Origin of the sequence: Streptomyces albidus (ex Kaewkla and Franco 2022) (assembly GCF_013870515.1) — a bacterium.
GTDB classification, from domain to species: Bacteria; Actinomycetota; Actinomycetes; order Streptomycetales; family Streptomycetaceae; genus Streptomyces; species Streptomyces albidus.
On sequence record NZ_JACBXA010000026.1, the window covers coordinates 1 to 11,547 of the forward strand.

Annotated in this window: 9 protein-coding genes and 1 pseudogene; 3 read left to right on the forward strand and 7 right to left on the reverse strand. The window is 69.5% G+C overall.

All coding sequences use genetic code 11. The features are described 5' to 3' along the window. Nucleotides 1–843: pseudogene (locus H5J26_RS07085) on the forward strand (diguanylate cyclase); the annotation flags it as partial. A 186-nt stretch (nt 844–1,029) separates the two neighbouring features. Here the strand turns inward: H5J26_RS07085 and H5J26_RS07090 are convergent. From H5J26_RS07090 to H5J26_RS07105, 4 genes are all read right to left on the reverse strand, one after another. Beyond that, complete coding sequence (locus tag H5J26_RS07090) at nt 1,030–2,682, reverse strand: long-chain fatty acid--CoA ligase (RefSeq protein ID WP_181764855.1); 1,653 nt, start codon at nt 2,680–2,682, stop codon at nt 1,030–1,032. A gap of 100 nt (nt 2,683–2,782) precedes the next feature. Further along, nucleotides 2,783–3,376, reverse strand: coding sequence for a SigE family RNA polymerase sigma factor (locus tag H5J26_RS07095; protein WP_181764856.1), 594 nt, complete (start codon nt 3,374–3,376; stop codon nt 2,783–2,785). A 199-nt stretch (nt 3,377–3,575) separates the two neighbouring features. Beyond that, complete coding sequence (locus H5J26_RS07100; RefSeq protein WP_181764857.1) at nt 3,576–4,535, reverse strand: DUF1906 domain-containing protein; 960 nt, start codon at nt 4,533–4,535, stop codon at nt 3,576–3,578. Between the two features lie 151 nt (nt 4,536–4,686). Then, the gene (locus H5J26_RS07105; protein WP_181764858.1) at nt 4,687–5,556 is read right to left on the reverse strand and encodes a helix-turn-helix domain-containing protein; all 870 of its coding nucleotides are present in this window, start codon (nt 5,554–5,556) and stop codon (nt 4,687–4,689) included. Between the two features lie 295 nt (nt 5,557–5,851). On the opposite strand from H5J26_RS07105, the gene H5J26_RS07110 reads away from it, so the two are divergent. Continuing rightward, entirely contained in the window at nt 5,852–6,547 is a 696-nt protein-coding gene (locus H5J26_RS07110; protein WP_181764859.1) for a hypothetical protein, read from the forward strand. Nucleotides 6,548–6,638: 91 nt separating this feature from the next. On the opposite strand, the gene H5J26_RS07115 is transcribed toward H5J26_RS07110, so the two are convergent. From H5J26_RS07115 to H5J26_RS07125, 3 genes are all read right to left on the reverse strand, one after another. After that, nucleotides 6,639–7,568 carry a carbohydrate ABC transporter permease gene (locus H5J26_RS07115; RefSeq protein ID WP_181764860.1) on the reverse strand — a complete coding sequence of 310 codons (930 nt, stop codon included), beginning with the start codon at nt 7,566–7,568 and terminating at the stop codon, nt 6,639–6,641. Further along, nucleotides 7,565–8,512, reverse strand: coding sequence for a carbohydrate ABC transporter permease (locus H5J26_RS07120; protein ID WP_181764861.1), 948 nt, complete (start codon nt 8,510–8,512; stop codon nt 7,565–7,567). Before H5J26_RS07120 ends, H5J26_RS07115 begins: the two co-directional genes overlap by 4 nt. A 178-nt stretch (nt 8,513–8,690) precedes the next feature. Then, a complete protein-coding gene (locus tag H5J26_RS07125) occupies nt 8,691–9,974 on the reverse strand; it encodes an ABC transporter substrate-binding protein (protein ID WP_309237814.1) in 1,284 nt (427 codons plus the stop codon). A 376-nt stretch (nt 9,975–10,350) separates the two neighbouring features. On the opposite strand from H5J26_RS07125, the gene H5J26_RS07130 reads away from it, so the two are divergent. Further along, on the forward strand, nt 10,351–11,382 hold the full coding sequence (locus H5J26_RS07130; protein ID WP_181764863.1) for a LacI family DNA-binding transcriptional regulator: 1,032 nt from the start codon (nt 10,351–10,353) through the stop codon (nt 11,380–11,382). Nucleotides 11,383–11,547 lie beyond the last annotated feature (165 nt).

Sequence of the window (11,547 nt, forward strand, 5' to 3'; positions counted from 1 at the left end):
GAGGCGCCGGCCGCCGGTTCGGCCGAGGGGCCGGAGCCGCTGGACGGTCCGAACAGTCCCGTCGAGGTGAGCGACGGGCGAGGTGTGCCCGTACCTCCACGGGCCGTGGACGCCGAACTCCCGCCCGAGCCGCTGGACAACCCGCGCCGGCTGCTCGTGTGGCCCGAACCGGACCCCGCGACGCGGCAGGCGCTCTCGGGGCGTGGATACCGGCCCGTCATCGTGCATTCGCGCGAGGAGGTCGACGCTCAGATCGGGGCCTACCCCGCCGCGCTCTTCGTGGACCCGCTCACCGGGCCGATCACCAGGACCGCGCTGCAGTCGCTGCGTACGGCGGCGGTCGCGGCCGAGGTTCCGGTGCTGGTGACCTCCGGGCTCGGGCAGGCGACCCGCGAGGCGGCCTACGGCGCCGATCCCGCCGTGCTCCTCAAGGCCCTCGCGCCGCGCGACAGCGAGCAGCACCCGCCGCGGGTGCTGCTGATCGAAGAGCGCCCCCCGATCGCGGGTGCTCTCGCGGCGTCGCTGGAACGGCGCGGCATCCAGGTCGCGCACGCCCCGAACGATGCGGAAGCGGTGAACGTCGCTGCGCAGGTGCGGCCCAACCTGGTCGTGATGGACCTGATGCAGGTACGCAGCCGGCGGGCCGGAATCATCGACTGGCTGCGGGTGAACCGGCTGCTCAGCCGCACCCCGTTCGTCGTCTACACCTCCTCCGACATGAATCCGGCCGAGCTGCCCCGCCTGACGACCGGCGAGACGGTCCTCTTCCTGGCGGAGCGCTCGACGAACGACGAGGTGCAGCAGCGCATCGTCGACACGCTGACCAAGATCGGCGCCAACTGACCGCGCCCCGCCTGGACTTCGGTCTCCGCGCGTTGATCACGACGTGGGGCGGCATACGGGGGCGTGCGGCTCGGGGCGATCGACGCTCTGACGCTGCGCTCCCTGAGCCCCCTCGGCCGAGCGTGACGAGGCCGGGGGCGCAGCGGATCGTCTCCGCGGCACCCCGGCCGTCCTGCCCTCGGACCGTCAGAGCTGTGTGACGTCCAGCTTTCCTTCCGCGTACTGCCCGCGGAGCACCTTCTTGTCGAACTTCCCCACGCTCGTCTTGGGCACCGCGGGCACGACCGCCCAGCGCTCCGGAAGCTGCCAGCGGGGGATGCGCTCGGCGAGGAAGGCGCGCAGCTCCTCGTAGCCGACGTCCCCGGCATCCTCCTTGAGGACGACGGTGGCCAGCGGCCGTTCGCCCCACTTCTCGTCGGGGACGGCCACCACCGCCGCCTCGGCGACGGCCTCGTGCGCCATGAGCGCGTTCTCCAGCTCGACGGAGGAGATCCACTCACCGCCGGACTTGATGACGTCCTTGGCACGGTCGGTCAGCGTCAGATAGCCGTTCGGGGTGATCACGCCGACGTCGCCCGTACGGAGCCAGCCGTCGGGGCTGAACTTGTCCTCGGGACGCAGGGGTTCACCCGTGGCGCCGCCGTAGTAGGCGGAGGCGATCCACGGTCCGCGCACCTCCAGCTCACCGGGCGAAACGCCGTCCCACGGTGCGAAGGTGCCGTCTGGCGCCGCCAGCCGCGCCTCCACCGATGCGGGGAAGCGGCCCTGGCTGACGCGGTACGGCCACTCGTCCTCCGCGCTGAGCCCGGCCGGCGGGTGGGCGAAGCTGCCCAGTGGCGAGGTCTCGGTCATGCCCCACGCGTGGCAGACGCGCACGCCGTGGTCCTCCTCGAAGGAGCGCATCATCGCGGGCGGGCAGGCGGAGCCGCCGATGGTGACGAGGGCCAGGGAGGATATGTCGCGTCGCTTGTCCTCCAGCTCGGCCAGCAGGCCCTGCCAGATGGTGGGGACGGCCGCCGCGTGCGTGGGCCGTTCGGAGTCGATCATGTCGGCCAGCGGGCCCGGCTGCAGGAAGCGGTCGGGCATCAGCATGTTCACGCCGGTCATGAAGGTCGCGTGGGGGAGGCCCCAGGCGTTGACGTGGAACATGGGCACGACGGGCAGCGTGGTGTCGCGGTCCGTGAGGCCCATCGACTGCGTCATGTTGACCTGCATGCTGTGCAGGTACATCGAGCGGTGCGAGTAGACGACGCCCTTGGGGTCGCCCGTGGTGCCGGAGGTGTAGCACATGGCCGCGGCCTGGCGTTCGTCCAGCTCGGGCCAGTCGAACTCGTCGGACCGCCCCTCCAGCAGCGACTCGTATTCGTGCACGGCCGGGCGGCAGCCCTCCAGCACGGAGGCGTCGCCGGAGCCGACGACGACCACGTGCTCGACGGACTCCAGGCGCGGCAGCAGAGGAGCCAGCAGCGGCAGCAGCGACCCGTTGACCAGGATGACCTTGTCCGCGGCGTGGTTGATGATCCACACCAGCTGGTCGGTCGGCAGCCGGAGGTTGAGCGTGTGCAGGATCGCGCCCATGGAGGGGACGGCGAAGTAGGCCTCGACGTGCTCCGCGTTGTTCCACATCAGGGTGGCGACACGGTCGTCCCGTACGACGCCGAGGTCCTCGGTCAGCGCGTGCGCGAGCCGGGCCGCGCGGGCACCGGTCTCCCCGAAGCTCTGACGCCGCGGCTCACCCTCACCTGTCCAGGTGGAGATCTGTGACTCGGCGTGGACGGTGGAACCGTGACGCAGGATGCGCGAAACGAGCAGAGGTACGTCCTGCATGGTGCTCAGCATCGGGGGAGCCTCCCGGGGGGCCGGTTACGCATGGGTAATCGTGGCGCTGATTGTGCGTGCGTACCGACCGGTATGTCACTACCCCGTCCATGATTCGGGCTCAGGCGACCGCCAGCTCTTCTCCGGGCTCGGGTGCCTCGGGCTCCCCCTGGACGTCCGTCGCCAGCTGCGGATCCTCGCGGAGCTTCACCAGCGCACGTGAGACGGCGCTCTTGACGGTGCCGACGGAGACCCCGAGCACGGCGGCGGTCTGCACCTCGCTCAGGTCCTCGTAGTAGCGCAGGACCACCATGGCGCGCTGCCGCGCGGGCAGCTTGAGGACGGCCTGCCACATCGCGTCGCGGACCGCCTGGGCCTCGGCGGCGTCGGGACCCGGGAGAGGTTCCGGCTCGGGAAGCTCGTCGCAGGCGAACTCGTCGACCCTGCGCTTGCGCCACTGCGAGGTGCGCGTGTTCAGCAGGGCCTTGCGCACGTACCCGTCCAGAGCACGGTGGTCCTCGATGCGCTCCCAGGCCAGATAGGTCTTGGTGAGCGCGGTCTGGAGCAGGTCCTCCGCGTCGCACGGGTTGGCGGTGAGCGAGCGGGCGGTGCGCAGGAGCACCGGGCCGCGCGCCTGCACGTACGACGTGAACGTCAGTCGCGTCCCGGTCGAAGAGGCGGTCCGGGAAGGCCGGACGATCCCAGGCGTGGTCATGGCTCAACGCTAGAAGCGGAGGCCGCCGTGCGGATCGCCCGAAGGTCGCGAAGGCACCTCCGCCTCTGGGCGGAGAGGTGGTGGTGGCTGCACCTCCGTAGGGTGGAGGAGGTACGCCGCAGGGATCAGGGTGACTCAGGGACGCGCACCGGGGTCCGCGCCCTGAGCCCCTTCGAGACCACCGACCGTACCCGCTCGGTCACTTGACGACGGCGACGGGCGCGTCCATCACGTTGCGGTCGATGTGCAGACTGTGGCCGCCGTACGTCCGCACCACATCTCCGTCGTACTGGTGGATGCGCCGGTGCGGCTGCCAGGCCCGCTCGTCCAGGAACTTCTCCCCCTTCACCGAGCCGGGGACCCTCCATCTGGCGAACCACAGCATCTGCGGAAGGTAGGTCCTGCCTGCCTTCCGCGCGCCTTCCATGTGCCGGATGCCGGAGTCGGCGCTGCTGTAGAAGCCGGGCACGTACTTCTGCTCCAGCACGGCGCGGTTCCAGCCCTGGATGAAGCGCAGGGTGGTGACCGCGCACGTGGTCGAGTTGTTGTCGTACGCCTCCATGTCCAGGTAGATCGCGCTGTGGGTCGACATACCCAGCTTCTTCGCCTGGCGTACGGCGTCACGGCCCTCTTGTGCGCCCCTCAGTGCGGGCTGGTGATGGCTCATGACGTGCCCGCGCTTGTTGCTCGCCTTGACGCAGGGCGACTGGGATCCGACGTAGACCGGCAGCAGCTTCCAGCCCATGGCGTCGGCCGCCCGCACCCACGCGCTGTCGAGGTGGGCCTGATTCGGGCAGGCGCGGGCGCGCCCGCCGATGTAGACGCCTGCCGCTCCGAACGGGGAGCTCTTTCGCCAGGCGCGCATCACGGACGTCGACGGTGCGCGGCACGTGTCGAAGGCCTGGCCCTTGAAGGTCTTCGCACCGAGCTTGCGGGGATCACCGCTGACGAGTCCCGGGTCGGACCACGAACGTGGCTTCCACCACTTGTACTTCTTCGTGTGCTTCTTCGGCTCCTGCAGGGACTTCCGTGCGGACTCCTGAGCCGGGGCGCTCTCTGCGCCGGCGGCCGAGGCCGGGAGGGCGGCGGCTCCGGTGAGGGAGGCGAACACCAGGAAGGGAATGACCGTTTTTCGAATGATGTGATTTTTATTCCACATGGGGTGAGTGAACGGCCCGTCGGCTGCGCCACCGGTCAGGCTCGCCCGCTCCCGGCCCGGTTTCGCTCATCTGGTCCGCCCGTGTGGCGGGCGGGGCATGTGCGTGCTCGGCGGGTCCAGACGTACGGGCGCGCAGCCGCCCAACCCCCGCTCAGCTGGCGGGCGATGAGGAACGGGGCGGCCGGCGGGGAGTGTTGCCGCCCTCGGTCCGCACATCGTTCCGACCGGCCTGCTTCACGCACCTGCGGCCGACCGGCTTGAGCTTGGCCTGGTCGACGTAGCCCCTGACCCCGGCGTCCACGACATGGCCGTAGTCGCGGAAGCGGTAGGGACTCGCAGCGGGTGCCTTGTCCAGGCTGAAGAGGTCGTCCTTGCGGACGTCCCCGATGTCGTTCCGGTCGCCGTCGAGGATGTCGCCGTCGGCGATGACCCGGTAGACGCGGGTCGTGGTGCAGCTGGGGCCGGTGGCGGGTGAAGAGCTCGCGGCCAGGGGTGAACGGCCGTCCCCGTCAGGGCCGTCGAGCGCCGTGGCGATCCCGACTCCGGCCGCGGCCAGCAACGCGACCGCAGCCGCCGAGAGCGCGAGCAGCCTCCGGGGGTTCGCCGTGCCTGTCAGCGACGCCGTCCACCGTCTCGGGCCTGCCGGTGCGGGGCTCTCGACCCGCTGCGCCCCGCCTTCCCCGCCGACGTCCCTGCCCCGGTCGCCGTCGCCGCCCGCGATGTCGCCGCGCTCCGCCGCTTCGGCGGCCTTCTCCCGCAGCCTGCCGAGGCGTTGCCGCTCCCTGGGCGCGAGGCCGACGATCCCGCAGAAGTCGTCGAAGGCAGGGGCGGGGATGACCTCCTGGCCGTTCAGATAGCGGGAGACGGGCGACTTCGTCAGGTGGAGTGCCGCCGCGAGTTCTCGCTGGTTCAGCTCCGTCCTGTCCCAGTAGATCCCGCGCAGCTGCTCGGTGAAGATCCTCACCGGCTCGGGCAGTTGCGGTGACAGCGGCCTGAGCGGGCGCCTGCCTGACTCGGACACGTCCCTGCCTCCCTCATCCCAGTCCCTTTGCGCCGGTCAGCGACTTGCGCGGGTTCCCGGTCTCCCTCACCGCGCGGATCCTGTGGCGATGCGGCGGGCCCGGCCGAAGAATCAACTCAGCCCGCAGCACCGGCACTTCAGCGGATCAGCGCACGGCCTGAGCGGCCGGAACGCCCGCATGTTCTCACGCGGCGCCCCGCCCAGGAGCCCGAACCGTGCGCGTACGCCGTGCCGGCCTGCGAACCCCCCACCACGGGCGCGCCCTCCGGCGGCCCGCCCCTTCCGGAAAGAGGTCATGACCGTGCAGAGGAAACTCCCGCTCGCCTTCGCGGGCGCCGTGCTCACGACGATCGTCGCGGCGCTGACGATGCTGCCCGGCTCCGCCGAGGCCGCCGTGAACCGCTTCGAGATCAAGGCCAACTCCCCCAAGCCCGAGGTGTGCAACAACCACGGCACCGTCCCGGCCGGCACGTGGCTGCAGAACAAGCCGTGCGGCTACTTCATCGGCACGGCCATGAGCGGTTCCGCGTTCGACGTGCACGAGACCACGGCGAACGACTACCACTACGGACACAACTACGGCGGCAACAACGTCTGCGCGTGGATCCCGCCCGCCGCGCTCAGCTCCTCCCCCTCCGGTACGGCGGAGGAGTCGTGCAGCGCCGCCACGAAGGAGCGGATCAGCCACCGCCGTTCCTTCGGCGGCGACTTCAACGCCGGAGCGCACGACGAGACCGACGGCAGCCCCATCTCGGTGGACCCCGCCTGCGGCGGCGGGGCCTTCCTCAACTACTTCAACTCCAGCGACTACAACGACGGATCCCTGCGCGACCCGGCCGGAGCGCCCTCGGCGGAGGTGCAGTACAGGTTCACGACCAAGGGCTCCAACCCGGCCATGGTGGTGCGGGACGCCAATCTGGGCTGGGTGTTCATGGACCGCGACTGCGTCACCGACTGGCGTGGCGTCTCCTTCAGCAACGAGGACGACTGATGCCGCGGGCGCGCTGACCAGGACACGGCAGGGGCGCCGGTCGGAACCGGCGCCCCTGCTGTCTGCTGCTTCAACCCACCCTGGCAGGGCTCTACTTGACCGCCCCCGCCGTGAGGCCGGCCACGATGCGGCGCTGGAAGAAGAGCACCAGGATCACCAGCGGAATGGTCACCAGCACACCCGCCGCCATCTGGCTGCCGTGCGGCTGGACGAACTCCGTGGCACCGGTGAACTTCGAGACGGCGACCGGAGCAGTCATCATGGACTGCTTGTTGGTCATCGACACGGCGATCAGGAACTCGTTCCAGGCCATCACGAAGGTGAGGATCGCGGTGGTGAAGACGCCGGGTGCCGCGAGCGGAAGAATCACCTTGCGGAACGCCTGGCCGCGCGAACAGCCGTCGACCCTGGCCGACTCCTCCAACTCCAGGGGCATCTGACGGAAGAACGCCGTCAGGTTCCATACGGCGAGCGGAAGCGCGAAGGACATGCTCGGCACGACCAGCGCCTGGTAGGTGTTGATCCAGCCGAAGCCGACGAACAGCTTCAGCAGCGGAATCGCGATCGCGACCACAGGGAACATCGAGGTGGCGATGATGCCGGTGAGCACCAGCCGCTTGAAGCGGAAGTCGAGGCGGGCCAGCGCGTAGGCGGTGGCGATACCGACGATCAGCGCCAGCACCGTGGTCGAACCCGCGACGACGAGGCTGTTGACCAGCGAGCGTACGAAACCCTGCGAAGGGTCCAGCACGCCGCGGTAGTTGGACAGCGACATCGGGGACGGCCACAGAGAGGTGGCGAAGACGTCGTCGGAACGCCGCAGGCTGCCGACGAGCATCCAGTAGAAGGGTGCGAGGCACCAGGCGGCCACGGCGATGACGCCCGCGTACTTGAACCCGGTGGCCCAGGGGTTGCCCGCCGGGCGTGGCCGTGCGCCCGTGCCGGGGGCCGGTGCCGGAGAGGCCGGGGCCGACGGTGAGGCGGGTGCCTCGCTGGTCGCTGTGGGGGTGGTGCCGGTCATGCCGTTGCCTCCTTCTGCTGGCCGCGGCCGTTGCCGGGCATCAGACTCAGGCGCTTGCGAGCGCCCGGCTTCCCGTTGCCGCTCTGCCGGTCGCCGAGCAGATCGGCGCCGAGCAGCTTGATGAAAGCGAACGCGATGAGGAAGACGTAGAGGAAGAGCACCACCGCGTACGCCGAGGCGGGCCCGAACCGCACGTTGGCCGCCTCGTCCTGGGCGAGCATGGAGAGGGTCTCCACCGACTCCTTGCCCGGGCCGATGAGGATGTAGGGCAGGTCGAACATCCGCAACGCGTCCAGCAGGCGGAAGAGGACCGCGACCAGCAGTGCGGGCTTGACCAGCGGGAGCGTGATGCTCCAGAGCCTGCGCACCGGGCCGGCGCCGTCGACCCGCGCCGCCTCGTACACCTCCTCGGAGATGATCTGGAGCCCGGCGAGCGTCAGCAGCCCCACGAACGGCGCCGTCTTCCACACCTCGGCGATGATGACCGCCACCTGGGCCTGGAAGCCCTCGGTCGTCCACAACACCTCGGTGTTGATGATGGTGTTGGCGATGCCTTCGGTGTCGAAGATCCAGCGCCACAGCAGTGCGGAGATCGCCGTGGGGATCGCCCAGGGCACCAGGATGCTGGCCCGTACCCAGGCACGGCCACGCAGCGCCTGGTGCATGATCAGCGCCATGCCCAGCCCGATGATGGTCTCCAGGGCGACCGAGGTGAGGGTCAGGAACGAGGTGTTCCAGAAGGCGTTCCAGAAGCGGTCACCGGCCGCGGAGAAGATCGACGTGAAGTTGTCCAGACCGGCGAAGGAGTCGCCGTCCTCGACGAAGCCCGTCTTGGGGTCGATCCCCGGGGCGGTGAAGAGCGAGGTGTAGAGGGCCGACAGCACCGGGTACGCGATGACGAGGCCGAGCACCAGCAGTGTCGGTGAGACCAACAGAGCGGCCATGCGCCCCTCGCCGTACGAGGCTGTTCGCCCGGTGCGCCCGGGACTGCGGCGCTTTGGAGATATCAGCGACATGGGTTGTCTGTTCCTTTCTCGGCCGGCGGCTCTCCCGCGCGGGCGACCAGCGGAAGTCCGCTGAGGGGCAGGTCTCGTGTCCCGGTGCAGGTCGGGTGCGAGTGGATCAGGGCTTGAGGGCGTTCAGTTCCTTCTGCATGCTCTTGAGTGCCGCCTCGGAGCTCTTCTTTCCGGTCAACGCGGCGTACGCCTCGTCCTGGATGACCTTGGTGGAGTCTCCGTAACGCACCACGCGCGGCCTCGGCTCGGCGCCGACGATGGACTTCTTCAGCACCGGAAGCCACGGGAACTGGCCCGCCAGCTTCGGGTCGTCGTACAGCTTCGTGAACACGGGCGCCTGCGATGCCTTGGTGAGCCTCATCCGCGCGCCCTCATCGCTGGTCATGTAGCGCATGAAGTCCAGCGCGGTGGCCTTGTTGCGGGCCGTGTTGGCCAGGGCGAGGTTGTGGCCGCCGAGGGAGGAGGCGCCGGTGCCCTTCTCACCCGGTATCGGGGCGACGCCGAACTTGTTGACGACCTTGTTGGTCTTGGCCTTCGTGTTCGACACGGCGTACTGGTAGGGCCAGTTGCGGTAGAAGAGCAGCCTGCCCTTCTCGAAGGCCCGCCGCCCGGTCTCCTCCATCATCGTGATGCCGTTCTTGGGCATCGTGCCGTCGCGGAAGCCCTTGATCAGGTTGTCCAGACCGCGCTTGGCCTCGGGCGTGTCCAGGTGCGGATTCCCCTTGGCGTCGGTGACCTGGCCGCCCGCGGAGTTCACAGCTTCGGAGAAGTTGACGGTCAGCCCCTCGTACTTCTCGAACTGGCCGCCGTAGCAGGACATCCCGGGCTGCTTCTTCAGGACCTTGCCGCAGACCTCGCGCATCTCGTCCTGGGTCTTGGGCGGCTCCACATTCGCCTTCTCCAGCAGGTCCTTGCGGTAGTAGAGCAGGGCGCCGTCGGAGGTGTACGGCATGGCGAACCACTTGCCCCGGTAGGCGACCGTGCCGTTGATGGGCCCCAGCGTCTTGTCGAACGGGAAGGAGCTCTCCGGGATCTCGTCGATCCAGCGGTTCGCGGCGAACTCGGCGGTCCACACGGCGTCGAGGGAGAGCACCGTGTAGGTGTCCGTCTTCAGCTGCGCGTTCTGGATCATCTGCTGACGCTGCGCGTCGGCGTCCTCGGGCAGTTCGATGAAGGTGACCTTCTCGCCGGGGTTCCTGTCGTTCCACCTCTTGATCAGCTTCGGAACCACTCCCGAGGTGTCCTTGCCGGCGACGTACGTGATGGGTCCGCGCTCCTTCGCGCTGACTCCGCTCTCGACGCTCGATGCGCCCAGGCCGCAGCCGCCGACGAGCGTGAGTGCGGCGGTGACGGCGGTGCATCGCAGCAGTCGTCGTTCGATGGCACTCACATGATCTCCTCTTGCCTGTGGCCTGCTGTGGGGTGTTGTGGTTCGCTGTGGTGCGCTGCCACGCGCGCCGCAGAGGCAGCCTGGAGCCCCGCCGGCACCGATCGGCACATGACGGGCGATTCCGGACCGCGGATGCGGACACATACGGACAGCCCACCGGTCCGAGCAGGCGCCCGATCCACGGCGGTTGGGAAACAGCGAGGTTAAATCGAGTGAGCAGGAGGATGTTGCCCCTGAAGCGTCCGTGTCAAGACCCCCGACACGAACCCGGCTTCCGGCCCTCCGTGGCGAGAAGTGATCGGCCGGTCGATAAGGCGTTGACAGGCGAGGAACACCAGGTGATGCTCGGCTAGCTCGATTTACCTGGAGGGGGCCAATGCCGTCGTCGCGCGTCACTCAGGCAGATGTCGCACGTCACGCGGGTGTGTCCCGTACGACGGTTTCGTTCGTGCTCTCCGGGCGCGAGGGAATGCGCATCTCGGGCGAGGCGCGGCAGCGGATCCTCGGCGCCGCACAGGAGTTGGGGTACCGCCCCAATCTCACGGCGCAGAGCCTGCGCACCCGGAAGACCTACACGATCGGGCTGGTCTCCGACAGCGTGGCCAGCACCCACTACGCGGGCGAGATGATCCGGGGCGCCCTGGAAGCCGCGCTGGAGAAGGACCACCTGCTCTACTTCGCGGAGACCGGCGACGACCCCGCGGTGGAGGAGAAGCTGCTCCAGGGCATGCTCGACCGCCAGGTGGACGGAATGATCCACGCCGCCATGTCGACCCGCAGGTCACGTCCCGCGGGGCAGTCGGGCGGGCATCGGACGGTGCTGCTCAACTGCCTGGACGAATCGGGGGAGTTCGCCAGCGTCGTCCCGGACGAGTTCGCCGCCGGAGAGCAGGCCGTGCGACTGCTGCTCGAGGCCGGTCACCGGGACGGCATCCACGTCGTCGGCGGTCACCACTTCACCCGCGGGAAGCCCGAGGGCGTGCACGCCGGGCACGAGCGGATGCGTGGCATCGAGGCGGCGACGGCCGCCGCGGGCGTGGAGCTCGCGGGAGTCGTCGAGTGCGACTGGTCGGAGCCTGAGCACGGTTACCGCGCGACGCGCTCGCTGCTGGGGGCCGATCCGGCACCCACGGCCCTCATCTGCTGCAACGACCGGCTCGCCTTCGGCGCGTATCAGGCCCTGCGGGACGCCGGGTTGGACATCCCAGCCGATCTGTCCGTCGTCTCCTTCGACGACTCGGAGCTGGCCTCCTGGCTGCGGCCGGCCCTCACCTCCATCGCTCTCCCCCACCACGAACTCGGCCGGAGAGCCGTCTCGTTACTGTTGTCCGACGACTTGAGACCGGCGGTGCACCGGATTCCCATGCCCGTCCGCCGCCGGGAATCGATCTCGTCTCCGCGACGCTGACCATGTCCGGACGTACTCGGCCTACCCGGGGCCTGCCGCGCCGTCACGCCACCGCGATCAAGGCCCCCCGCGATCGAACCCCCCACACCCGACCGCCCATGACCCCGCACGCGCACGCCTGTGCGTTCGTGCCGCCCGTCTCCCGTACCCCGGGTCCGTGCGCCG

What these genes read in the sequence shown, in the direction of transcription:
- H5J26_RS07120 (WP_181764861.1), bottom strand. Translation starts at nt 8,512, where the DNA reads ATGGCCGCTCTGTTGGTCTCACCGACACTGCTGGTGCTCGGCCTCGTC.
- H5J26_RS07115 (WP_181764860.1), bottom strand. Translation starts at nt 7,568, where the DNA reads ATGACCGGCACCACCCCCACAGCGACCAGCGAGGCACCCGCCTCACCG.
- H5J26_RS07100 (WP_181764857.1), bottom strand. Translation starts at nt 4,535, where the DNA reads ATGTGGAATAAAAATCACATCATTCGAAAAACGGTCATTCCCTTCCTG.
- H5J26_RS07090 (WP_181764855.1), bottom strand. Translation starts at nt 2,682, where the DNA reads ATGCTGAGCACCATGCAGGACGTACCTCTGCTCGTTTCGCGCATCCTG.
- H5J26_RS07110 (WP_181764859.1), top strand. Translation starts at nt 5,852, where the DNA reads ATGACCGTGCAGAGGAAACTCCCGCTCGCCTTCGCGGGCGCCGTGCTC.
- H5J26_RS07130 (WP_181764863.1), top strand. Translation starts at nt 10,351, where the DNA reads ATGCCGTCGTCGCGCGTCACTCAGGCAGATGTCGCACGTCACGCGGGT.
- H5J26_RS07095 (WP_181764856.1), bottom strand. Translation starts at nt 3,376, where the DNA reads ATGACCACGCCTGGGATCGTCCGGCCTTCCCGGACCGCCTCTTCGACC.